Consider the following 24,360-nt stretch of genomic DNA (forward strand, 5'->3'; position numbering starts at 1 on the left):
ATTATTCACTATTTAGGTGATTCAATCACTTGCTTTAGAGTTTTCAAGTGTTCTGCGTCTTCTCTTTTTAGCATACGCACCATAATAGGACGTAACACTTTCATCAACAAGCCATGTGTGTGTACTTCCCCTTTAAAAAGAACGTTTGTCGAATCTCCTGAATCAGAAAATGTATAGTGGTAAACAACTTCAAGTCCCTTGTTTGCACTTTTCACTGAATAAGCGTGTGGAGCATCGTAATGAACAATTTCAAGAACAGCCCCCACCTTTCGATTACTGAATTGGCGGATTTCCTCATATTGTGTGCCAACACCTACGGGACCTTCTGTTAATTTATTCACTTCAACCACGTTGGCCATCATCTCAGTTCCGTTTTCGATATTACTTGCATACGAAAACACGTCGTCAATTGGTTTATTTATCATCACGCCTTCTTCCATATCTGCCATCAGTCATCACTTCGCTTTCTTACGAATAATTGAGTTACATGTTGTATTCGAGTTTCCCCGCTAATTTCCTGTCAACTAGTCTACTCAGCTTGGATTTCTGCTAATTTGTCAGCTCCTTGCTGCAATTGGTACATTTTATGATACAACCCTTGTTCAGCCAACAGTTCGTCATGAGTGCCGCGTTCAACTATTTCACCTTGATGAAGTACAAGAATATGGTCCGCATCTTTTATTGTCGACAACCGATGAGCAATGGCAATCGTCGTTCGGCCACGTCTCATTTTAGCCAAAGCCTTTTGAATTTCTGTCTCTGTTTCAGTATCTACACTTGCTGTTGCTTCATCTAAAACGAGAACTTTCGGTTTTTTCGCCATCGTTCTTGCAAAGGAAATAAGTTGCCGCTGTCCGCTGGAAAAAGTTGATCCCCTCTCACCAACAGCCGAATCATATCGATCAGGCATACGATCAATAAAGTTGTCTGCATGAACAAATTGTGCGGCGTCTCTCACTTCCTGATCGGTTATTTTCTCATCATAAAGCTTAATATTATGCTTTATATCACCTACAAATAGAAATGGATCTTGTAATACTAGCCCTATTTTCAAGCGAAGTTCACTATCTTCATATTCTTCCAGAGGTGTTCCGTCAATGAGAATTTCCCCTCTATTGATCGAATAAAACCGCATAAGCAAGTTAATAATCGAACTTTTCCCACTCCCGGTATGTCCGACTAAAGCTAATGTTTCTCCTTTACTAACTTTAAAATTGATCCCTTTCAAAACATCTTGTTTTCCATCATAGGAGAAGCTTACACCACGAAACTCGATATCACCTTGTTCAATACTCAGCTGCTTATCCCCTTGCTTGCCAGGTGCAAGTTCATCGTGATCCATGAGTTTAAACACACGCCCTGCCGAGATCATTGCCTGTTGAAAAATAGATAAACGCTGCATCATTTGATTAACCGGTTCAAAAAAGCGATCAAGATAATTTACGAAAGCATAAAGAACACCGATTTCAATCGGGCTATTAAATGACATAACCCCAAAAAAGCTCAGTACTAAGACTAGGGCCATAATCGAGATGAAATCAACAGCAGGACGCAATAAAAGTCCATCCAGCTTGATGCTTTTAAACCATGCCTCGTGATGCTCTTGATTTACTTTTTGGAACTCACGATTCATCCTCCGTTCTTGACGGAACACTTGAATAATCGCCATGCCTTGAATCGACTCATTTAAACGAGCGTTTAACTGGCTTAGTTTTTCACTCATTTCTGCATAATACTTGGAACTGAACTTTCGATAAAGCTGCATGATTGTAATTAAGAACGGTAAAATGAGCAAGCAAAACAAAGCAAGCTGGACATTTAACGCAAACATCGCAATAAACACGCCGATTAGAAAGACAATGTTTTGAATAAATACCGCCATCACACTTACATATAGTTCTTTTACTTGCTCAGTATCGTTCGTTATTCTTGATACGAGACCACCAGTAGGAAACTGGTCAAAAAATGATAACCCCAGCTTTTCTACTTTTTCAAAAACATCAATTCTTAGCTGTTGTATAATCCGTAGCGCCACTTTTTGAAACATGAGCAGTTGTACATAGTTCATCACGGCTGCTGAAAAATGTAAAGCTAAATAGCCTGCGCCAAGTAATACTAATGGCTGAACATCAAAAATACCTGGTGTTAAAAAATCATCGATAAATATTTTGATAAGTATCGGGCCTAATATTTCGGCACCTGTACCACCAATGAGCAGCAACAAAGCAACAATGAGCCATTTCCAATGTGGTTTGGCATATGATAGCAGCCTTTGAAACACTAAGCTTTGTTTCAACGGGATGAGAAGGTGCTTATGTCTTTCATTCATGAAGTGTTCCCTCCTTTTTCAACAAGGGATTCTAGTTGCTGGTGCTCATACATCCGCCGGTACCAGCCGTTTTCCTCCATGAGATCATTGTGTGTACCTCTTTCAACGATTTTTCCGTGCTCTAAAACAAGAACAAGATCAGCATGCTTAATCGCACTCAGGCGATGAGCTGTTATAAAGGTCGTCTTTCCACTACGGACTTCACGTAAAGCATGGAGGATTTGTTCTTCTGTTTTGGCATCAACTGCGGATAAGCTGTCATCTAAAATGAGTACCTCTGGATCAGCCAGTAAGGCTCGAGCAATACTGATCCGCTGTTTTTGTCCTCCAGACAACGTTACTCCTCGCTCACCGACAATTGTTTCATAGCCGTCTTCAAAACGGACAATATCTTCGTGAATAGCAGCCAGCTTTGCCGCTGCGACAATTTCTTTATAACTTGCTTCTGGACGTGCAAAGCTAACGTTATCTGCGATCGTAGCCGAAAACAAAAAATGATCCTGAGGTACATATCCAAGAGAAAAACGTAAAGCAGTGAGCGTGTAATCTTGTAGAGGACGGTGATTAAATTCAATCAGTCCCCTGTCAATATCGAACTCTCTCATTAACGCTTTTACGAGCGTAGTTTTGCCACTTCCAGTACGGCCGCAAATTCCAACGGTTTGGCCTTGCTTAATCTCAAAATGAATGTTTTCAAGAGCATTTCCTTCTGTCTCTTCATAACTGAAAGCGCCAATTTGGTAATGAATATCCCCTGACGGAGGAGTGTCTACGGCATCTTCTTTATCTTTTATATCTTGTGGGACGCTTAATAAACTGGAAACTCGATCATAGGAAGCTCTACCTCGTTCGACGATATTAAATAGCCATCCGAAGGCAAGCATCGGCCAAATTAGCAAACCTAAATAAACGGTAAAGCTTGTCAGTTGTCCGATTGTAATCTCACCTGTTACGACGTACCTCGAACCAAAAGCGACCGATAAAAAGAAAGATAACCCTACTATAATCGAAATCGTTGGATCGAAAAGGGCATCCACTCGTGCGACGGAAATATTTTTTTGTACTACATCATCTGATTTTTTTGTAAAAGATTCGACTTCTTCGTCCTCATACCCGAACGTTTTCGTTACACGAATACCTGACATACTCTCTTGAACTTTATCATTTAGCGATGAAAAAGCGGCTTGTGCTTTTGCGAATCGGGCATGAAGCATAGTACCGTATTTACTCGTTGCATATGCCATTAATGGCATTGGAAGAAGGGCAATCAGCGTTAGCTCCCAGCTGATCGTCACGGCCATGTAATGACGACGAAACCACCCATCGTAAGCGAATCAACGAGCGTCAATACCCCTGCACCAGCCGTTTGCTCTATGGCTCGAATGTCATTTGTCGAGTGGGCCATTAAGTCTCCTGTACGTCTTTTTTGATAAAACGTCGATGACATTTTTGAGAAATGCTCATAAAGATTATTTCTTAACAGCCGTGCTAGTTTAATAGCTGAGCCAAAAATTAGAATTCTCCATATGTAACGTAGTATGTAAATAATAATCGCCACGCCAAACAACAGCAGCATCCATTGAAGAAGAACCGTTTCATTAAGTGTATTGTTATTAATATGGTCGACAATGATGCCTACCACGTACGGGGGAAGTAGAGATAATAATGAAACAACAGCTAAAATGGCGATCCCTCCGCCGTACTGCCACTTTTCTTTCTTAAAGTACCACTTGAGGTCCAAAAATACTTTCAAGTGACACACCTCATCTTTCTGTCTATCCAGACTGTTCTCAATGGAAAAGATCATTCTCATCATATCAAAAAAGAAAAAAGTGGAAAAGGAGAAATCTTCCCATTTTCAAAACACAATAAAGTTTGAATTGCTTACGAGAAAAAGAACATGCGACTTTGCTGGAACTCCCAAAAATCGCATGCTCTTTAACGCGTTACTTCAAGTAAGAGATTAATCGTGTTCTACATAGACAACATCACCTGTAAAGGCGTCCACATAAACGTCGACTTCGTGGTCGTTGCCATATTCTATTTCTACTTCATACAAAAGTTTGCCATTTTCTTTTTCAAGTTCAATGTCGTCAATTAATCCTTCACCGATGTGCTTTAAAGCAATGTCCCCTGCTTCTTTAATGGAGATTTTATCGTTTTTATTAGAGGCTTCACTTTTATTTTCACTTGCCTCACCGATAAAAGGCTTTAAATCAGACTCCACGTGAACGAGCTCGCCTGTTTCGGCATCAATATACACGTCTCCATCCTCGTCGTTTATTTCCGCTTCGAATTCGTAAAGAAAACGACCTTTTTTCATTTCAAGTTCCAAATCATCGATTTTCCCATTCGGAAACTCACTTTTTACGATGTCTTTAGCTTGTTGTAGCGAAACACTCATTTCATCTGCTAACGGTGTTTTGAGAAGATCATCATCGATATTGATGACATCACCTGTTCTGGCATCAATATCAAAATCATATTCTTCCCCATCAAACTTGATTTCTACTTCATAGAGCAAAAGACCATCGTCACGATCCAACTCTACTTCCTTTACTTCTCCATCAAGCATTTCTTGTGCAATCGCAACTGCCTCTTCTTCAGAAATGCGATTCGCTATTGAAGTTTCCCCGCTTGATTCTTCAGCAGTTGAACCTAGGTCAACCGAAGTGACAATAGGTTCATTCTTGACTCCTTCATCTTCTGCGTTTGAATTAGCCACTGCTAGTGCAGAGGTACCTCCAATGACGAACAAACTCGTTAATGCAATCGTTAATTTTTTCACTTTAATATCCTCCTTGTGATCTGATAGTTCTATCTTAAACAAGGAAGATGAAAAGACACTTAGAGAAAAATGAGAATTTGATTAGAAAATGAGTAGACGTTGTTCAAAAAGTCCGTTATAAATAGCTGACGTTGGAAATTTGCAGCTTTTTTCTTAGACTTTTTTGAACGTCTTCTATTAGTCATCCCAGATAATCTCGATGATTTCCTCTGTAAATGCATCGATGATAACGTCAGCTTCTATATCTAAATCATCATTTTCAACTTCGACTTCATAAACGAGCCGTCCGTTTTGTTGTTCTAGATCGACGTCATCAACTTCTCCTTCGACTTCACTTAACGCAATCTCCTTCGCTCTTTCTTCTGTGATTGGTTCTGTGCGGGTTGTTTCTTCTAATGTGTATAAAAGTAGTTCGCCTGTTCTTGCGTCAATTTCAAAGGTCCCGATGCCTTCTTCTTGCTGCACCATTACCTCGTATTTCGCCCTGCCTTCTCCTTCAAGCAGTTGAAGCTCTATTATTGTTCCCTCTTCTTCAATCGACTCTTCAACAATATTTTTTACGGTATCTTTATTCAACACTTCTTCCATGTCGTCTGCTTGATCGTCACGAATTTCAAGAAGTTCAATATTTTGAACCGCACCATCTTCCCCAGCTAATTGGACAAAATAGACACCCCCCTGAGCGAGCAGTTCGATTTCATAAACATCCATGCCGTCTTGCCTGTTTAAAGCGATCTCTAAAACTTCACCATCATAACGATCTTCTATCATTTCAGAAATTTCTTCTGCATTCATAGCTGCATTTACTTGTATATTTAAATAAACGGCATAGGCAGCCAATGCTAATATAATCCCGGCTGCTACCCAGACTACTCTTTTTTTCATTCTAACACCTCACGTTTTGCAGGAATCCGAACGGTAAAGGTAGCACCTTCTCCTTCTTCACTATCAACCTGAATCGTACCTTTATGGACGGTAACAATTGATTTAGCTATTGATAACCCTAGCCCTGTACCTCCTGATTTCCGGTTTCGTGCTTTATCCACTCTGAAAAAACGTTCGAAAACACGCTCAACATCTTCTGTTGGAATGCCAATACCGTAGTCTCGTACAGTAATTTCAATCCGACCAGCAACCCTTTTTACCGTGACATCAAGGCCATCATCACTATACTTCAAACCGTTTTCAAATAGAATAAATAGCAGCTGCTTTATTTTTCCCTCATCCACATACGCCGATAACGCTTCACCCTCACATTGAACACGAATGGTTCTTTGATACACCACCTCTAGTTTCTTCGCTGTATCAGTCGTTAGTGAACAAAGGTTTATATGAGAAAAGTCCAATGATTCTTCCGTTTCACCTTTGGCTAAAGCTAACATTTGTTTTGTCATGTCGTTCATCCGTTTTGATTCAGAATCGATTGCTTGAACTGCTTCTTCCAGGACCTCTGGCTTTTCCAATCCCCAACGTTTTAGTAACCTCGAATAGCTCGTGATCACGGTTAGAGGCGTTTTTAATTCATGGGAAGCATCTGATACAAACTGCTTTTGTTTTTCGAAGTTTTCTTTTAATAAATCAATCATGTGATTAAATGTTGTCCCCATCTCACTTAGCTCATCTTTCGAAGACGGATTGACGCTAATTTTTTTGAACGCTCCTTCTTTCCGAATCTCATTCATCGTTTTTACCAAGCTTTGTATTGGTAATAAAATAAACCTGCTTAGCGCTCGCCCTGCCAGGTAGGAAGGAATGATGATGAGAATTGATGCCAATAGTAAAATAACACGCAGCATAGCTAACGTTTCTTCATAAATCGTCATCGGGGCAATCACTTCTAATGTGACAATCGAGCCATCTTCCCATATAGCAGGCGTTTTTGCATGAGCAAAAAGCTGATCTTGAAAGGAGATTTGTGCCGTTGTTTCTTGCTGGGTAAATTTAGTTTCAATATTATTTAGTACGACCTCTTTTGTAACAAAAATAGGTACATCTTCACTCTCACGAACCACTCTGATCATCCCACTTTCCGGAACGGATGCCTGGAGAAATTCATTGATATTAGCCTGTTCATTTCCTGACGAATGAATCGCTTCAGCAACGGTCCGAGCTTGCGATAATGAACGGTCGAGCTCAGCATTCAGTGAATAATGATGAAATAACAAATAGATACTCGTATTTACAATTAAAAGTAAGATAAAAAGAAAAACGGTTGAAAAAAGCGTAATTCGATGTGAAAGCTTCATGAATGGGACTCCTTTAATACATACCCGACACCTCGTACAGTATGAATGAGCGGCTCAACAAAAGGTTTATCCAGCTTTTGTCGTAAGTAACGAACATAAACGTCAACTACATTTGTATCTCCAAAGTAATTGAAACCCCACACGTTTTCTAATAGCTGTTCTCTCGACAACACCTGGTTCGGATGTTCCAGCAAGCAAACGAGAAGATCAAATTCCCTTGGGGTCAATTCAATTATGGTATTTTCCCTCGTTATTTCTCTTGTTTTTGTATTAACAGTTAAATCTGAGAAGTTGAGCTCTCCTGCTTTTAAAGCTTCATCTTCAGCTTGCGGTTTAGGGATTCTTAAACATGCTCGAATTCTTGCAAGAAGCTCTTCAATTTCATATGGTTTCGTGACATAATCATTCGCCCCTTGGTCGAGTCCGGTTACTTTATCTACGATCGCATCTCTTGCTGTAAGCATGATGACCGGTGATTCATTTCCAGTTGCTCTTAACCTCCTCAATACTTCAATACCACTTAACTGTGGAAGCATGACATCAAGTAAAATGACATGCCACGTTTCATTTTGCAAAGCCTGCCATGCTTTAAGCCCATCCCCGGCTACCTCAACTTCGTAACCTTCATATTCAAGCTCAAGCTTCAACACACGCGCGATTTTTTCTTCATCTTCTACAACTAAAATACGGACATTGTTCATGTCCATCATCTCCCTCTTACCTAATATGCTCTTATAGATTTTCATTTAGTGTACACGAAATTGGAACAAAGGGGAAAAGGCAAAATACATTAATGGTCTGAAAACAACAAAAAACACCCCAGGCAAGGAGTGTTTGTAGTTTATTTTTGGTTTTGCATTGCTTTCATCATTTGGTTAATTTTCTTTTGCGATGGGTTCATCCCCATTTGCATCATCATCACGCGTAACATTTTCTCATTGATTGGCGGATTCTTTTTCATATAGCTCATCATATATTGTCGTGCAACGAAAAAGCCAATCGCAACACCCGCCAACAAGCTTAAGACACCGATTAAAATATTTACCCACATAAAACGGTGATCCTCCTTCTCTCTATGTTGTCTTCCACAATCATACTCTATTATGATTTCGTATGGAACCTCATTTATTATAACGTAATGAGGTGGACAATGAAAGAGAATGTCAAAGAAATCCTATTATCAATCCACTTTATTAACCTTGTTCAACAATGCGAAGTGACCTTAACGGGCGCAACCAACCGTATCTCTCCCTTTCGTATTCTACAGCTAAAAAGAAATCGTCGAAGGTTTTTAATGTATCAAAAAAAAGAGTTTCTGCTTCGAAGGTTCCTGTTGCTGCCAGAAGGAGTTTGTCTTTCATTACAGTCAGCTTTGCCTGGCTACTTCCATCTTCTGGCGCGACAACATGGTTGTTTTCTGCTTGGTCATACATATCTTGATTTGTTAACTGATCCTGTAACCATTCATTGAGTTCCTTATGATTATACGGTTTTTGAATATAATTAATCTGTCTGTATGTAATTTCCTTTAAAGGGGTAGAAGCATAATGATGTTCTTTGAACAAATTAAATAGTTTCGCTTCAAAACCATAGTAAATATATGCCACTTCTGCATTAATCAAAAAAATTTCGTAATTTCTCATCCTGACACCTCCTTGAAGGCTCTTTTTCCTATCCTACATTAAATTGTGTACAAGCATTGTCTGATTGTGAAGAAATTCTCCACTGATTTTGTCGAATATCATCGTAAGCCCGTTGCTCTTATCATTCATTTAAAATACTGTTAAATAAACCGCAGGATGAATAAATATGAACCAATCATTCCAATAAGCGAAAAACCTGAAAACAAAACTAGGTTCCTCTTACTTTTCGCACCTTTTTGCTCAGTATCACAATTAGGTATGCTCGTTATTTTACTTACCCCCATAATCGAACCACCGATCAGTCCTAAAATCCCAAGAGAAGCCTCTATTGTCGAAAGATAAATTCCAATCAAAAACAATGCAAATCCACACCAAAATAGCTGACGACCGTTATCGTTAACCTCTTCCATCGGTTGACCCACATCTCCTCCCTTTCCACTCAAAGAAAACGCTTACATTTCCTTCTATTTTATACAATACGCGAAATATCTAGATTTCCCTTTAATTTTAATTAAGCAGTTTTTTTCTAAGGCTCTTACCTAAAAAATGGTTGCCTTTTAATAAGATAAGATTTTCGTTCAGATTCACGCGCGAGCAACGCTTCAGCCTCCTTAGGGAAACCACCCTGCGGGGTCTTCAGTCGTTGCTATTCCCGCTAGAGTCGCTGACTTTTGCCTTCTTGATGCTTATAACAAAGTTTGTGGAAACAACGTTTTTAAAGACTGATATTGTGTAGTGTATAGCTTTTTAGAGTATCAAGTGCCGAGAAGCTAAAAAAAATGAGAGCCCGCACATATGGCAGGCTCTCTGTTCATTTATTTCTCTAATAGCTGTTTAAATCGAGACACAACATTTTCTACTGTAAATCCGTATTCTTCGATAATTCTTTCACCAGGAGCAGATGCGCCGAAACGGTCAATACCAAGAACGGCACCGTTGTCGCCTACATAGCGTTCCCAGCCGATACTTGCCGCCATTTCAATGGCTAGACGCGGTTTCACATCGCTAGGGAGAACAGTGGATTTATAATCAGCTGACTGCTTTTCAAAGCGATCCCAGCTCGGCATACTTACTACCGATACGTATAATCCTTCTTTTTCTAACGCTTTTTGTGCATCAACAGCTAAAGCAACTTCAGATCCCGTCGCAAGCAAAATACCGTCTGCATTGCCATTTGCTTCTGAAATCGTATAAGCACCTTTCTTTACACCCTCATAAGCATTTTTATCGGTATCTGCTAATGTTGGTAACCCTTGACGCGTAAGAACAAGTGCTGTTGGTTCATTCTTGCTTTCAAAGGCAAGCTTATAGGCCGCCGCCGTTTCATTCCCATCAGCTGGGCGGATAACAGAAAGCCCTGGAATCGCGCGCATTGCAGGCAGTTGTTCAACTGGTTCATGAGTCGGTCCATCTTCTCCAACAGCAATGCTATCATGAGTAAACACAAACGTTGCTGGAATTTGCATTAACGCAGACAAACGAACAGCTGGACGCAAATAGTCAGAGAATACAAAGAATGTAGCCGCATATGGTTTTACACCGCCGTGAAGTGCCATACCGTTAACAGCTGCAGCCATCGCAAATTCACGAACACCAAACCAAATGTTACGTCCACTGTAGTTATCCTTCGTAAAATCTTCAACGTCTTTTAACATTGTTTTGTTGGAAGAAGCAAGATCTGCTGATCCGCCAAACACATAGCCGACGTTTTGACCAATGGCGTTTAACACTTCTCCACCGGATGCACGAGTGGCAAGCTTGTCATCTTTACCGTAAACCGGGATATCTTTATCCCAATTTCGCGGAAGCTCCCCTTTAATCGCTAGTTCTAGTTCTTTTGCTAATTCAGGATAAGCTTCTTTGTAGCCTTCAAAAAGATCATTCCACTGCTTTTCTTTTTCAGCACCCGTTGTTTCAAGCTTTTGATAGTGCTCGCGAACTTCATCAGGGATATGGAAATCGTTCTCAAAAGTCCATTTATAATAGTCTTTCGTCATTTTTGCTTCATCTTCACCAAGTGGCGCACCGTGAGAGGCGGATTTTCCGCTCTTATTTGGAGAACCGTAACCAATTGTCGTTTTAACTTCAATCATCGTCGGTCGCTCATCTTGTTTTGCGGTTTCAATCGCTCGGTTGATTTCGTCAAGGTCATTACCGTTTTCTACGCGGATTACTTGCCAGCCGTATGCTTTGTAGCGGTCTTCAACGCTTTCTGTAAACGCTTTGTCAAGATCTCCATCAAGCGAAATGTCATTGGAATCATAAAGGACGATCATTCGACCTAGCTTCAGATGTCCTGCTAAAGACGCTGATTCGGAAGAAACACCTTCCATTAAGTCGCCATCACCGCAAATAGCGTATGTATAATGATCAACTACATCGTAGTGCTCGCGGTTATAAGTAGCCGCTAGGTGACGTTCAGCCATTGCCATACCAACAGCCATTGCCAACCCTTGTCCTAATGGGCCTGTTGTTGCATCTACCCCTGGCGTATGTCCATATTCTGGGTGACCTGGAGTTTTGGAACCCCACTGGCGGAATTCTTTCAAATCGTCCATCGATACGTCATAGCCGTGCAAGTGAAGAAGACTGTATAAAAGCATAGAACCGTGTCCTGCTGATAATACAAATCTGTCTCTGTTAAACCAATTAGGATTTTTTGGATTATGATTCATGTAGTTAGAAAAAAGCGTGTAGGCCATTGGTGCAGCACCCATGGGCATTCCCGGATGCCCAGATTGAGCCTTCTCGATGCTATCGATAGCTAACGTGCGTATCGTATTAATGGAAAGACTATCCACGTTGTTCGCCATGCGCGATCATCCTCTCTTATCATTTCTTGTCGACTTCATACTCATGATATACTTTCTTTTATCAATAGACAACCATTTCAATAGGAGAATTCATTAAGTAGTGCTTAATTAAGTAGAAAAAAAGCACAGAGAGGAACAACCTCTATTTGAAAGTTCCAAACTCTTCCTTATTGTCATTAAACCCAACCATAATTATGCAATAAAAATCGAAAACAGATCGAATATTTAACTCGATCTGTTTTCGCTCAACAATGGTTCTTATTGATTTTCTTCTGTTTTTGACTCCTGCTTTTGTTGTACCTCTTTGTTTTTTTCAGTTTCAAGTGAGGAAGCAACTTCATTTGTTAATTCTTCAATACTCTGTTTTTCATTTCCTTTTCCGGCAAAGTTTTCTATCAGTTCTTTCATATCGAGGCCAGAGGAAGCTTTCAACGACTCTTGTAGGCTTCCCATCAGGTTCGTCGCATAGCCGGTAACTTTGTTTGCTCCACCATTTTCACCATTACTTCCTGTATCCACCACTGTAATTTTGTCAATATTGCCAAGTGGTGCAGCCGCTTGTTTCGCATATTCAGGAAGCATGTCAGTAATCATATCGAGCATCGCAGCCTGACCATACTTGCTGAATGCTTCGGCAATTTTTTCTTTCGCTTCGGCTTCAGCTAAACCTTTGGATAAAATAACATCAGCTTCCGCTTTACCACGCTCACGGTCAGCTTCAGCAGCTCGAAGCTCTCTTGCTTTTTGCGCTTCTGCTTCTTGTTCGACTGCGTAACGCTCTGCGTCGGCTTTCTTCTTCACTTCGGCATCGTATTGTCGTTCACGACGCTGAATCTCTTTTTCTTCTAGTTCAATTTGTTTTTGACGTTCAATAATATTGACTTGCATCTTTTCTTCGGTAACTTGTTGCTGCGCTCTTGCTTCTTGAAGTGAATACGCTTGGTCAGCCTGTGCTTTCGCTTCTTCTTGCTGACGACGATATTCTGCAACTTTTAATTCTTTTTCTTTTTGAGAGTTGGCGATTTCAGCATCTCTTGTGTACTCTGCTGCTTTCGCTTCTTGTTCTGCACGAGCATTTTCAATACGCGCTTCTTTTTCGCGTTCTGCTCTTGCAATCGCCGCATCACGTTTAACTGCTGCGATTTGTGGTTGACCAAGAGCATCTAAGTATCCATTACGGTCACTAACTTCATTCGTTGTGAAAGAAAGGATACGCAGCCCCATTTTACTTAAGTCAGTTGCCGCAACCTTTTGTACTTCTTTAGCAAAAACTTCTCGATCTGAGTTGATCTCTTCTACTGTCATCGAGCTTAAAATTGCACGTAAATGACCTTCAAGAACTTGCCGCGCTTCAGTGTTCATATCTTCATATTTTCCGATATACTGCTCGGCTGCTGTAGAAATTTCCTGAACACTTGAACCGATTTTAATAATCGCATTACCATTAACAGAAACAGGTACCCCTTGTTTTGAATAAACATTCGATGCCCCAACTTCAAGCTTATGGTTTTCTAAGCTGATTCGGCGCGCTTGTTGCAAAACAGGGATAATAAACGCTCCGCCACCATGTATGATTTTCACCTTTTTTCCTTCATCATCGGAAACAACACTCTTGCCACCACCAAGCATACTACCTGTTACGATAAGGGCTTCGTTTTTCCCTACAGTCGTGTATTTCGTAATAAAAAGAATAACTAAAACTAAAATGATGGCAAGTACTACACCACCGACGATCATACTCATATCATCCATTTACTTCTCCTCCGTAATTAACTTTTTTTCTTCTTGACTAACGATCAAGATTTGTTTTTCCATATCAACATCGACGATCTGTACTTCTTCCCCAGCAGGAATTGGATTATCTTCCACAGACCTAGCAGGATAGCCTTTAATAGAGAAGGTCGTTTTTACGATCACTTCTCCGATGTCATCCCCTCTACCGATGGAAGTCGTAACTTTCCCGTAATCACCAATCAAATCTTTTAGGTGGAAGCCTACACTAGATTCTGCTTTAGACAAGGGAGCAAGAACGAGCATATGTAGCAACGTGACTAAAATGACAGCAATCAAAATAGAAATCAAGAACCCTGTTAAGCTCGACAGCCCGGTGCTATTTTCAAATATAAATCCAGAACCGCATAATACTGCGATAAAAGAAAGAACGACTGTCGGATTGATAAAGCCCCCTGGTAAAGATTCAAACACAATATCTAACAGATCCCCAAACAAGGCGTTTATAATCGTGAGCGAGCCCGCTACAATTAAGCCGATTAGATATAGCGTTGACAATTCCACACCACCGATCACAGTTTGTAACCGCGAGAATGTTTCACGGCCTTCCCTCCCCTCAAGTTCTGACAATCTTAGGCCCCTTAACCCAATACCCCCTCCTGTCATTTTAACAAAACGATAACCATTTTTGGGTAAAAAAGGGTGATTTCTTTAACCTCTTACGGTAGAAGTTACGAATCACTGAATAAATGGTTTCATGAACTGTTCGTATTGAAGTTACAATGTTCATTAAATTTTTCGGCTCAAACGATCATGGGAGGTTATATAAGTGGCTTTTATATGTAACGTACGGACATAAAAAACGAGTATAAAACCTATTCGCTTTATACTCGTTGAATCATTTTCATCATTCATTTGTTTAAAAAAACACACTACTTCAAAATAATATGTTCTCCCATTTTTTTGATTAATACATTTTGTAAAAAGCGTATCTTTTTGCAGCTCCGTTGGCCTGCATCTCCTCGCTTTCCGCGGACGAACCGCCAAGCCTCCTCGGGAAAAGCGCCCTGCGGGGTCTTGGCTGGACCGTTTTTCCGCAGGAGTCTCACGGATTCCGGCCTACTGCGTAGGGTGCTAAACAGACAGTTTCCTCCCATTTCATTTCGTTTGTTTGATCTCTTACAAAATTCAGCATTGGGGGAGGTGCTTCTATTTTTATGTCTTAGAACCGTTGAGCTGTCTGAGCTCAGAATTATGAAATTCATTCTCGTTAAATAATATTATTGTAATAAATCATCTGAATTCTGCTTTTTTTTGCTTTCTTGAAGCTTGCTTGGTGTCACGTCGTTACCTTCTTCATCGACTACTTTCACTGAGTGAAGTTGGTTCTTAAATGATTGTCGCATGCTTTGTATATATTCCTGCCTTAAGTCTTGTTGTTCTTTTGATTCTTTATTTGAAAGTCCTTCACTCTTGGATTTTTTGGCTAATTCATTTATACGGGCAATTTTTTCTTTACTTAACATCGGTAAGAAAACCTCCACTATTCTTGTTGTCTTATTATGCTACACGAGAATGGTAAAGCTTTCAAGTAACAGGCTTATCACTCACTTCTTCTTGAGCACGTACAAAATCACGGTAGCGACGGTGAGCTGTCGCTTTGGAAATATCATACCCAAACCCTCGCAAAGTTGCCGCTAATTCATGAAAAGTAAGTCCATTCTTCCGCAGTCTTACAATTTCATCAATAGGAACAGCTTTTTTCTTTCGACCTCCAGCTCTTGAATCACCTAAATTTCGCTCTGGCTTGTAGCCATTTTTAACAGCACTCTGCATCCCACGTTTTATTTTAATGTTGTGTAATTGCCTCTGGTACTCCTCTACTATGGAGACAATATCTAAAACCATCGAGTCCGTTTCAGAAACTGTTAGTGTCCCTTGGTCTTGTACTGTATAGATGGTAACGTTTAATTTATGTAATTGATGTAGAAGCGCAATTTTAGCATTTCCTCTGCCAAGTCTTGTATCATCTTGAATAAGAAGGGTATCTGCTCTTCCGCCTTTAAACACTTCTAACATACTAAAAATCCCTTCTCGTTCGACTTCATACCCACTTGCTTTTTCTTCGATAAGTTGCTCAATGTTTATATTGTATTTAGATGCCAACCTCTCTAATTCTTGTTTCTGTCTCATTAATGAGGTTTCCTGGCTTTCTTTCGTCGTGCTTACCCTGACATAAAGGATCGCTTTCATAATAATTAGTTCTCCCCTTTTTTTATCGGTACAGTTAACGACTGTCCTGTAATAATAACCGTTTCCTCCAGCTCGTTTTGCCCTTTAATCCAGTTAATGACCGTCTCTTTGTTCGTATTCAACTCTTCGTGAAGATCCGCAGCGATACTCCATAATGTATCTCCTTCTGAAACAACAATTGTACTACGTTCATATCCTTCAAGTCCTTTACTGTCGACAGGAATAGTCGTGACTACAATAAAAAGTAAGATGATCATGGCAGTTATAATGTGGGATATTTTAATAGACTGATTAGGTTTAATAAATCGATTCATTACGTACACCTCTTTCCAAGAATGTATGTTCGCATTTTATTATAACGAGAACATCCGTTCCAGTCAACACAAAAACAGAACGAATGTTTGCACCTGTTCGGCCTTCATGGTATAATGTTCCTAACAAACCAATTGATTGATATTTAAAGCCAAGTGACGGTTCATACATATAGAAAAAATGAGGTGTGGAAATGACAAAACTATCAAAGCGGCAACAAGATATTTTGGAATACATTAAGGAAGAAGTAAAAAAGAAAGGATATCCTCCTTCCGTACGGGAAATCGGTGAAGCGGTAGGGCTAGCTTCAAGTTCAACTGTTCACGGCCACTTATCAAGACTAGAGAAAAAAGGGCTGATTCGCCGTGACCCAACGAAACCAAGAGCCATTGAAGTAATCGAACTTGAGGAACAAGCTGAAAAAATGAGAGTTTCTGAAAGCCCTTCGGTATATGTCCCTATTATTGGTAAAGTCACAGCCGGTTCACCGATTACAGCGATAGAAAACATTGAAGAGTATGTCCCCCTCCCATCCCGGATGGTTCAGGATGATCAATCATTCATTTTAGAAATTCAAGGGGACTCGATGATTGAAGCGGGAATTTTTGATGGAGACATGGTTGTCGTTCGCCAGCAGCAGAGTGCTGATAACGGAGACATTGTCGTTGCAATGACAGAAGATGATGAAGCGACAGTAAAGCGTTTCTTCAAAGAAAGAGACCACATTCGTTTGCAGCCCGAAAACTCTTCTCTCGAGCCCATCCTTCTAAAGAATGTTTCGATTCTTGGAAAAGTCGTTGGCGTTTTTCGTACAGTCCATTAAAAACCGCACTATAGTAAGCCCCGATTCCATAGGCTGGAATTGGGGTTTTTAATGTTATCATTGAGAGTACGTTATCTACGCGAATACTTTCGCATCCGTTTTTCCTGTTTGTGATCTGCTACTATGAAACAAGCATGGATCGCTCCAGGCAACCAGAGTATTAACGTAAGTATTAAGTTTAAAATAGCTTGAAACGGCCTTCCTACCAAAAGAACAGCAAGAGGCGGAATTAGAACGGCTAATAAATACATCGTGGTTGTGTTCTCCTTTCTTATCTGCTAATTTATTATATCACCCAATTTAAGAATCCAAACCATATTATTTTCCCTATCAAAAAAAGCGCACCGCTATTACCAGTGCGCCTCTCCTCATTACTTCCTATAACTTACCTCTCCTGAATCATCTACAAATCCCCATCCGCCAATAATTTTTTCATTTACTTCAATGACATAGCCGACTTGTTCTTTGGCGAGCCGAAACGCTTCGTCACGGTCTTCTATAGGAGTACCATATCCTGATCGATATTCAGGAATTGGGTTTGAACCACTCTCACCGCGTAACATTAACTCTTTTTCATGATTTTGTGCTGATTTCACTTTAAAATAAGTTCTGTTCATTGAAAATCTCCTTCGTAGCAATGAGTTGTTCGGACTGAAAAAGCTTCTCTTCTATGTGTATTCGATTGATGGCATGACTCTTTGACTGTTGCTAGGAAAACTTTCCTCAGGCAACCTCTAATTCTCTGCCTTAAAGGCTCTGATACTCGAGAAATAATAATGTAGCAGCCTGTTCCTTTTCATCCATGAATCAATTTTTTCAATATAAGGAGCTGCCACTAATTTTTACAAATATTAGCATATTGTGGGCAGGTTATCCAAACTGACAACACAAGAAGGTCACACCCACAAAAAAACCCCTTAGAACCTTTGTGGCTCTAAGGGTTTCAATTTTAGTACAAACTCAAATACTGTTCTCTCTCCCAAGGGTGAACCTGGGTACGGAACATATCCCACTCGATTTCTTTTGCTTCGACAAAGTGTTCAAGTGCATGACCGCCGAGGGCTTTTGTCATGACTTCATTTGTTTGAAGGTAGTTGAGTGCTTCTTTCAATGTTGCTGGAAGCTCGCCGATTCCTTCGCTTTCACGCTCAGTTCGGTCCATAGCATAAATATTGTTTTCTGTTTGCGGAGGTGGTGTCATTCCTTTACGAATACCGTCAAGACCAGCTGCAAGCATTGCTGCGATTGCAAGGTATGGGTTAGCTGCCGGGTCCGGACTACGGACTTCGACTCGCGTACTCATTCCACGGGAAGACGGGATACGAACAAGCGGTGAACGGTTACGCATAGACCAAGCAACATAACAAGGTGCTTCATAGCCAGGAACTAATCGTTTGTAAGAGTTAACTGTCGGATTCGTAATTGCTGTGTATGCCTTTGCATGTTCTAACGTACCCGCTAGGAATTGCATCGCCGTCTCGCTTAGCTGTGATTCTGTATTTTCATCATAAAAGGCATTATCTTTGCCTTTAAATAATGACATGTTTGCGTGCATACCGTTTCCGTTAACACCAAACAATGGTTTAGGCATAAACGTTGCGTGAAGCCCGTGCTTACGTGCGATTGTTTTTACAACCAGTTTAAACGTTTGAATGTTGTCACACGTTGTGATGGCATCGGCATATTTAAAATCAATTTCGTGCTGTCCCGGAGCTACCTCATGGTGAGAAGCTTCGATTTCAAAGCCCATGTCTTCAAGCTCTAGCACAATATCGCGACGGCAGTTTTCACCGAGATCTGTTGGTGCTAAATCGAAGTATCCGCCTTTATCATTAAGCTCTAACGTTGGCTCGCCTTTTTCATCATTTTTAAACAAGAAGAATTCCGGCTCAGGACCGATATTAAAGTCAGTAAATCCTAGTTCGTCGGCGTCTTTTAACACACGTTTCAGGACGCCACGAGGATCTCCTTCAAACGGAGTGCCGTCTGGATTATAAATATCACATATTAAACGGGCAACCTTTCCTTTTTCAGGTGTCCAAGGGAAAATAACCCACGTATCAAGATCCGGGTATAGATACATATCAGACTCTTCAATACGTACGAAACCTTCAATTGAGGAACCGTCAAACATCATAAGATTGTCTAATGCTTTTGTAAGTTGGTCTACTGGAATTTCCACGTTTTTAATAATCCCTAGTAAATCTGTAAATTGCAAACGAATAAAACGAACATTTTCCTCTTCAGCCATTTTCATAATGTCTTGTCTAGAGTACTTACTTCCCATGTTAAATGATTCTCCTCCTTAGATTTTCCCGTTCTTTTTATGAATCGGGTGTTCCATCCATAAGTAGATTTTGTTCATTTTCTTTATAAGGATGAGCGCCCATACTTTTTTCTATGCTTTTATGTGTGACTATTTTCAAAGTTCAATGATCCTTCATCAAAATGACTGAAAATAAAAACACTTCACTCTCCTTTGATAACTATATCCTATCCAACTTTTCTTTCCCTGTGAATGACTTTGTCAGATAATCTGACAAACAAATTTAAGTAAAGGACAAACCAAGGCGATGAAGTTATTATGTATGGATGAAAGTGATCCTTTAGCCGGTTATGATTCCCGCACTTTTTGAACATCTTTTAATAGGCCTTGATCAATTAAAGCTCCCAACGCATCCATAACCCCAATCTTCACATGCTCAAACGTAAGTCCACCTTGAACATAGGCGCGGTACGGGGCTCTTAGCGGACCGTCTGCGGTTAATTCTATGCTCGCTCCTTGAATGAAGGTACCTGCCGCCATAATAACGTCGTCTTCATACCCTGGCATGTAACTCGGCTGTGGTTTGACGTGAGCGTCAACGGGGGACGCCCCTTGGATTGCCTGACAAAAAGCAATCATCATTTCTGCATTTGGGAATGTCACCGATTGAATGAGGTCTGTCCGTGGTGTATGCCATGAAGGCGTCGTCGCCATTCCAACACCCTCTAAAAGTTTCGCTGTAAACATAGCCCCTTTTACTGCTTGGTTAACGATGTGAGGAGCTAAGAAAAAGCCTTGGTACATTTCAAGCAAGCTATAAAGAGAAGCTCCACCTTCCTTACCGATACCAGGTGCTGCTAGGCGATTAGCACATTGATTGATCAGCTGTTCTTTTCCTACAATGTAACCCCCCGTTTTCACGATACCTCCGCCTGGGTTTTTTATGAGCGATCCCGCCATCAAGTCAGCCCCAACATCGCAAGGCTCGTCGGTTTCTACAAACTCCCCGTAACAGTTGTCTACAAAAACAATCGCATCCGGTTTCACAGCTTTTACGGTATCCACCATCTGTTTAATCTGACTAATATTAAAAGATGGACGGTCATCATAGCCACACGAACGTTGTATGCCAACTATTTTTGTTTTATCCGTCATCGAAGTTTTTACCCTTTCTAAATCTACTTGTTGATTTTTTAAAGGAATTACCGAATAGTCAATACTGAAATCTTTTAAAGAGCCACTTGCTCCCCCGCGAATGCCGATCACTTCTTCTAAAGTATCGTATGGGTTACCGGTTATGTACATCAGTTCATCGCCTGGCCTTAGAATTCCAAAAAGCGCGGTGCTAATCGCATGTGTACCAGAAACGATTTGTGGCCGTACTAGTCCAGCATCCGTGCCAAACACTTCGGCGTACACCTGCTCAAGGGTATCGCGTCCTACATCATCGTATCCATATCCGGTCGAAGCTTGAAAATGAAAATCTGAAATTTGATGGTTTCTAAAAGCTTTCATAACCTTCCGCTGATTCGCTTCGCTTATTCGGTCTCGTTCAGCAAATAATGGACGAATCTCTTCCACTGCTTGTTCTGATTGTTTTTCAATAAAGTCTTTCATCTCTCTATCCTCTATGTTCATCGTTATTCTCCTTCTCCTAGCGTTGATTCTTGTTGTCCGCTGCTTTTTTGCTTTAGTTCATGGTAAATTGCTGAGTTTGGTGAAGCATATCCCCTTACTCTGTACTGTTCTGTCGTTTCGTCGAATGTTCGTTCAACTTGAATCGTTTCTTCCATCAGCCGGTGCAGCCACTTGCCTTCCCATGCTTCAATGTGAATATAGTAAGCGGCAAATTCTTTTTCCATTGACGCTTCAATTTTCGTACGAAGCTTGTCCAAATCAGCTTGATCGTGAGCAGAAATAAGGGCGGATGGTGCGTCTCCTGCCGGGAAAAAGTCTCCGGTTAATTGATCGCGTTTGTTGTATACGAGCAACATCGGAATCGTTGACGCATCAAGCTCTCGTAAAAGATCACTCACCGTTTTTTCATGGTTCACAAAATCCGGGTTTGCAGCATCGACGACATGTAAAATTAAATCAGCTTCCTTTACTTCTTCTAATGTTGAGCGAAAGGCTGCCACTAACGTCGTTGGAAGCTGTTGAATAAATCCGACAGTATCGGTGAGCAGCACATTCATTCCGCTTGGCAATTTAATCCGCTTTGTCGTTGGATCTAACGTTGCAAAGAGCTGGTCTTCAACTAAAATTTCCGCTTTACTCAATTGATGAAGCAAAGTCGATTTTCCAGCATTTGTGTAACCGACTAATGCAATTTGAAACGCTTCATTTCGTTTTCTTCGTTCGCGATACCTCGCACGATGAGCCACGACTTGTTCCAGCTGGCGTCTAATTTCTGTCATCCGCTCCCGGATATGACGTTGATCAATTTCAAGCTGCGTTTCCCCAGGGCCTCTCGTTCCGATCCCGCCGCCGAGACGGGAAAGGACATGCCCCTGCCCCCTTAAACGCGGGAGCAAGTAATTGAGCTGAGCCAGTTCCACCTGAAGCTTCCCTTCTCTTGATTGGGCGCGCTTTGCGAAAATGTCTAGAATCAACTGGGTTCGATCGATAATTTTTACATCCATTTCTTTGGTTAAGTTGCGGACTTGGGAAGCGCTTAGTTCATCATTAAAAATGATTAAGTCAGAGGAAGATTCCTCAGTAAGCTGCTTTAACTCCTCTACTTTTCCCTTACCGATATAGGTGGCATTATCAGGTTTTTCACGGTTTTGGGTCACTGTCATCGCGACTTTGCCACCCGCTGTTTTCGTAAGTGCTGCTAACTCTTCAAGTCGATACTGAAAATCCTCCTCATTCATGTCATCTGATTTTACACCGACTATGATCACATCTTCTGCTTCAACTTTTGCATAGTCACTCATCTTATCCCTCATCTCTTTACTCAGCCGTTCATTTTTTGAAATGCGCTTTGCAAATCTATTGGTTTTAATGTTTGCAGCGATTCTTTTCCATAATCATTTTCATCTAGTAATCTCACGGCCTGAGCGCGGATTGAGCGCTCAAGTAAATTCCGGATGAATCGTCCGTTACTGAAATTGCCTTCGTCTCTTCCTTTAACAGAGATTAGAATTTCTTTTAATGCATGCTTACTTTGTTGATGAAGTCGGTATTGCCGTTGAGTAAGCATTTTCTCAGCGATGATAAATAATTCATCAACTTTGTAGTTAGGAAATGTTACCTTTAACGGGAAACGTGAAGGCAAGCCCGGATTTAAAGATAAAAAACGGTCCATTTCTTTTGGATATCCGGCAAGAATAAGAACAAAGTCATGCTGCTGGTCTTCCATTGCTTTGACGAGTGTGTCAATGGCTTCTTTTCCGAAATCTTTTTCTCCACCGCGAGCTAGTGAGTAGGCTTCATCCACAAACAGTATCCCACCCACAGCCTTTTTAATCAAATCCCTCGTTTTTTGTGCGGTGTGGCCGATGTACTCGCCAACTAAATCAGCTCGCTCCGCTTCGATGAGGTGGCCTTTTTCCAATACTCCCATACTTTTAAATAACTCTGCCACCAGTCTTGCAACCGTTGTCTTTCCAGTCCCAGGATTGCCTTTAAAGACCATATGAAGTGTTTGTTTATTAGGAATAAGTCCGACATCTTCTCTTCGTTTATTTAAATAAAGCCAGGCATAAATTTCTTTCATAAACCCTTTCATTTCATTGAGTCCTACGAGCTCATTTAATGATTTTTCGATTTGTTTAAATGGTTCATGCTCAGCTGTCTGAAAAGAAGGTTCAATAGTCACCGGTGCTATTGGGGCTGGTTGTTGTTTTTTCAGAACGATGTTAATCTGCCCTTTTTTTCTCATGCTGTTCGCCTGATCCAAAGGGGTCACCACCCTTTATTATGAGGTTGAAAAATGTATGGTCACCATTACTATACGCTCCAAGTCTATTTTCGTGACAAACGCCTATAAAGGATGTTCAAAAAATCCGGGAAAAATAAGTGTAGACTTGCAGAAACCATTATTTGTTATAATGAACGTAATCATCCAAACATTTTTAATTTTCTAATTACAGAGGAGGCGTAAACATGACACAACCTGAAAATACTGAGGAATATATTGAATCCTTTTTAATGAACGAGTACGGCGATAAACAGCCGAGCACGGTTAAACGATACCGGTACGACCTCCTGCAGTTCCATCACTGGTGTCAAAAAAACCAAATTAATAATAAAAACGCCTATGATCCAGAAGCGATCCGTGCCTTTTATTTATACTTATGCAAAGAAAAGGACTATTCTATCCATACAATCCGGAGAATTCTTTCTGTTTTAAAGCAGCATTACCGTTTTAATTCCCCATTAGACCACCGCCACACGCCATTTGATAATTATTTGAAAAAAGAAGTTGTCGAGCACAAAAAAAAGGCATCCGATTTTATCAAAACTGAGGAAATTCATAGGCTGCTGCGATCGATAATGAGTCCTCAGGGGCTAAGTGATCACCAATTAAAATCACGTCACTTTTACGACGAAAGAAACCAAGCCATCATTCACCTTATGCTATTTTACGGGCTTTCCATTCAGGAAGTCACAGGACTTACGATGAAAAATATCCACTTCCCCACGGGAATCATTCATTTGTTTTCAAGAAAACGAAAGCCTAGACACGTCACTTTGTTAAAAGAAGATCGCCAGCTTCTTCATCAATATTATCGAACGGTCCCAAAAGCTGTCAGACCGCGTTGGTATACAGATGATCCATTTTTTGCAGCCTTTGATTTTAGGCGAGGCACTTATCGGTGGAGTTATGAAAAAGAACAGCCGAAGCAGTTAACAGATGTAGCCTTGCAAAAAATGATACGCCAAGAAATGCAGCGTGCAGGACTGGGACGTGGGCGGTCTAGTCGCGAACTGCGGCATACGTATATCTTGCACCGCTTACTAGACGGTGTATCAGCGGATTCTTTAAAAGTGGAGCTTGCCTTTGTGACTACTCAGCCTTTCGATAGTTATGTAAACTTTATCCTGGCTCATAAAGAAGTTCTAAACAAATTTCAGCCCCTCACCATTCCAGAACGACAGGAAATGCTTAAGGAGGTCTTACCCGAGAAGCGGTTAATTTGAAATGTAAT

At 40.7% G+C, this 24,360-nt stretch carries 23 protein-coding genes and 1 pseudogene; 2 read left to right on the forward strand and 22 right to left on the reverse strand.

Annotated features, from left to right (window positions below):
- Nucleotides 1–8: 8 nt before the first annotated feature.
- From CDZ94_RS04375 to yneA, 16 genes and pseudogenes are all read right to left on the reverse strand, one after another.
- Nucleotides 9–449 (reverse strand): SRPBCC family protein, encoded by a 441-nt coding sequence (locus CDZ94_RS04375; protein ID WP_096435299.1) that lies wholly within the window; start codon nucleotides 447–449, stop codon nucleotides 9–11.
- 80 nt (nucleotides 450–529) lie between these two features.
- A complete protein-coding gene (locus CDZ94_RS04380) occupies nucleotides 530–2,329 on the reverse strand; it encodes an ABC transporter ATP-binding protein (protein WP_096435300.1) in 1,800 nt (599 codons plus the stop codon).
- A pseudogene (locus tag CDZ94_RS04385) lies at nucleotides 2,326–4,082 on the reverse strand (ABC transporter transmembrane domain-containing protein). The gene CDZ94_RS04380 and the pseudogene CDZ94_RS04385 overlap by 4 nt, the downstream one beginning before the upstream one ends.
- Nucleotides 4,083–4,292: 210 nt before the next feature.
- The gene (locus CDZ94_RS04390; RefSeq protein WP_096435301.1) at nucleotides 4,293–5,117 is read right to left on the reverse strand and encodes a PepSY domain-containing protein; all 825 of its coding nucleotides are present in this window, start codon (nucleotides 5,115–5,117) and stop codon (nucleotides 4,293–4,295) included.
- A gap of 177 nt (nucleotides 5,118–5,294) precedes the next feature.
- Nucleotides 5,295–6,002, reverse strand: coding sequence for a PepSY domain-containing protein (locus CDZ94_RS04395; RefSeq protein ID WP_096435302.1), 708 nt, complete (start codon nucleotides 6,000–6,002; stop codon nucleotides 5,295–5,297).
- Nucleotides 5,999–7,363: a sensor histidine kinase gene (locus CDZ94_RS04400; protein ID WP_096435303.1), complete on the reverse strand. Its 1,365-nt coding sequence runs from the start codon at nucleotides 7,361–7,363 to the stop codon at nucleotides 5,999–6,001. The genes CDZ94_RS04395 and CDZ94_RS04400 overlap by 4 nt, the downstream gene beginning before the upstream one ends.
- On the reverse strand, nucleotides 7,360–8,064 hold the full coding sequence (locus CDZ94_RS04405) for a response regulator transcription factor (RefSeq protein WP_096440589.1): 705 nt from the start codon (nucleotides 8,062–8,064) through the stop codon (nucleotides 7,360–7,362). Before CDZ94_RS04405 ends, CDZ94_RS04400 begins: the two co-directional genes overlap by 4 nt.
- Before the next feature lie 140 nt (nucleotides 8,065–8,204).
- Nucleotides 8,205–8,414, reverse strand: a complete 210-nt coding sequence (locus CDZ94_RS04410) for a YneF family protein (RefSeq protein ID WP_096435304.1) — start codon at nucleotides 8,412–8,414, stop codon at nucleotides 8,205–8,207.
- Between the two features lie 142 nt (nucleotides 8,415–8,556).
- Complete coding sequence (gene sirA / locus CDZ94_RS04415) at nucleotides 8,557–9,006, reverse strand: sporulation inhibitor of replication protein SirA (RefSeq protein WP_096435305.1); 450 nt, start codon at nucleotides 9,004–9,006, stop codon at nucleotides 8,557–8,559.
- Nucleotides 9,007–9,146: 140 nt separating this feature from the next.
- Complete coding sequence (locus CDZ94_RS04420; RefSeq protein ID WP_096435306.1) at nucleotides 9,147–9,428, reverse strand: hypothetical protein; 282 nt, start codon at nucleotides 9,426–9,428, stop codon at nucleotides 9,147–9,149.
- 393 nt (nucleotides 9,429–9,821) lie between these two features.
- The gene (tkt, locus tag CDZ94_RS04425) at nucleotides 9,822–11,819 is read right to left on the reverse strand and encodes a transketolase (RefSeq protein ID WP_096435307.1); all 1,998 of its coding nucleotides are present in this window, start codon (nucleotides 11,817–11,819) and stop codon (nucleotides 9,822–9,824) included.
- 258 nt (nucleotides 11,820–12,077) lie between these two features.
- On the reverse strand, nucleotides 12,078–13,562 hold the full coding sequence (locus CDZ94_RS04430; RefSeq protein ID WP_096440591.1) for a flotillin family protein: 1,485 nt from the start codon (nucleotides 13,560–13,562) through the stop codon (nucleotides 12,078–12,080).
- 9 nt (nucleotides 13,563–13,571) lie between these two features.
- Nucleotides 13,572–14,180: an NfeD family membrane protein gene (locus tag CDZ94_RS04435; RefSeq protein ID WP_096435308.1), complete on the reverse strand. Its 609-nt coding sequence runs from the start codon at nucleotides 14,178–14,180 to the stop codon at nucleotides 13,572–13,574.
- Between the two features lie 650 nt (nucleotides 14,181–14,830).
- Nucleotides 14,831–15,076, reverse strand: a complete 246-nt coding sequence (locus tag CDZ94_RS04440; RefSeq protein ID WP_096435309.1) for a DUF896 domain-containing protein — start codon at nucleotides 15,074–15,076, stop codon at nucleotides 14,831–14,833.
- 61 nt (nucleotides 15,077–15,137) lie between these two features.
- Complete coding sequence (locus CDZ94_RS04445) at nucleotides 15,138–15,803, reverse strand: YneB family resolvase-like protein (RefSeq protein ID WP_096435310.1); 666 nt, start codon at nucleotides 15,801–15,803, stop codon at nucleotides 15,138–15,140.
- A 5-nt stretch (nucleotides 15,804–15,808) separates the two neighbouring features.
- Complete coding sequence (gene yneA / locus CDZ94_RS04450) at nucleotides 15,809–16,117, reverse strand: cell division suppressor protein YneA (RefSeq protein WP_096435311.1); 309 nt, start codon at nucleotides 16,115–16,117, stop codon at nucleotides 15,809–15,811.
- A 191-nt stretch (nucleotides 16,118–16,308) separates the two neighbouring features.
- Here yneA and lexA point away from each other — a divergent pair, with 191 nt between their 5' ends.
- Nucleotides 16,309–16,938 (forward strand): transcriptional repressor LexA, encoded by a 630-nt coding sequence (gene lexA / locus CDZ94_RS04455; protein ID WP_096435312.1) that lies wholly within the window; start codon nucleotides 16,309–16,311, stop codon nucleotides 16,936–16,938.
- Nucleotides 16,939–17,009: 71 nt separating this feature from the next.
- Here lexA and CDZ94_RS04460 read toward each other — a convergent pair whose 3' ends face one another.
- From CDZ94_RS04460 to spoVK, 6 genes are all read right to left on the reverse strand, one after another.
- Complete coding sequence (locus CDZ94_RS04460; RefSeq protein WP_096435313.1) at nucleotides 17,010–17,189, reverse strand: YqaE/Pmp3 family membrane protein; 180 nt, start codon at nucleotides 17,187–17,189, stop codon at nucleotides 17,010–17,012.
- Between the two features lie 120 nt (nucleotides 17,190–17,309).
- On the reverse strand, nucleotides 17,310–17,555 hold the full coding sequence (locus CDZ94_RS04465) for a hypothetical protein (protein ID WP_096435314.1): 246 nt from the start codon (nucleotides 17,553–17,555) through the stop codon (nucleotides 17,310–17,312).
- A gap of 332 nt (nucleotides 17,556–17,887) precedes the next feature.
- Entirely contained in the window at nucleotides 17,888–19,225 is a 1,338-nt protein-coding gene (glnA, locus tag CDZ94_RS04470; protein ID WP_096435315.1) for a type I glutamate--ammonia ligase, read from the reverse strand.
- Nucleotides 19,226–19,552: 327 nt separating this feature from the next.
- Complete coding sequence (locus CDZ94_RS04475; protein WP_096440592.1) at nucleotides 19,553–20,821, reverse strand: methionine gamma-lyase family protein; 1,269 nt, start codon at nucleotides 20,819–20,821, stop codon at nucleotides 19,553–19,555.
- A 23-nt stretch (nucleotides 20,822–20,844) separates the two neighbouring features.
- Complete coding sequence (hflX, locus tag CDZ94_RS04480) at nucleotides 20,845–22,143, reverse strand: GTPase HflX (RefSeq protein ID WP_096435316.1); 1,299 nt, start codon at nucleotides 22,141–22,143, stop codon at nucleotides 20,845–20,847.
- A 20-nt stretch (nucleotides 22,144–22,163) separates the two neighbouring features.
- A complete protein-coding gene (gene spoVK / locus CDZ94_RS04485) occupies nucleotides 22,164–23,108 on the reverse strand; it encodes a stage V sporulation protein K (protein WP_096435317.1) in 945 nt (314 codons plus the stop codon).
- 206 nt (nucleotides 23,109–23,314) lie between these two features.
- On the opposite strand from spoVK, the gene CDZ94_RS04490 reads away from it, so the two are divergent.
- Nucleotides 23,315–24,352 carry a tyrosine-type recombinase/integrase gene (locus CDZ94_RS04490; RefSeq protein ID WP_096435318.1) on the forward strand — a complete coding sequence of 346 codons (1,038 nt, stop codon included), beginning with the start codon at nucleotides 23,315–23,317 and terminating at the stop codon, nucleotides 24,350–24,352.
- Nucleotides 24,353–24,360 lie beyond the last annotated feature (8 nt).

This window comes from Alteribacter populi, from assembly GCF_002352765.1.
Classification (GTDB): Bacteria; Bacillota; Bacilli; order Bacillales; family Salisediminibacteriaceae; genus Alteribacter; species Alteribacter populi.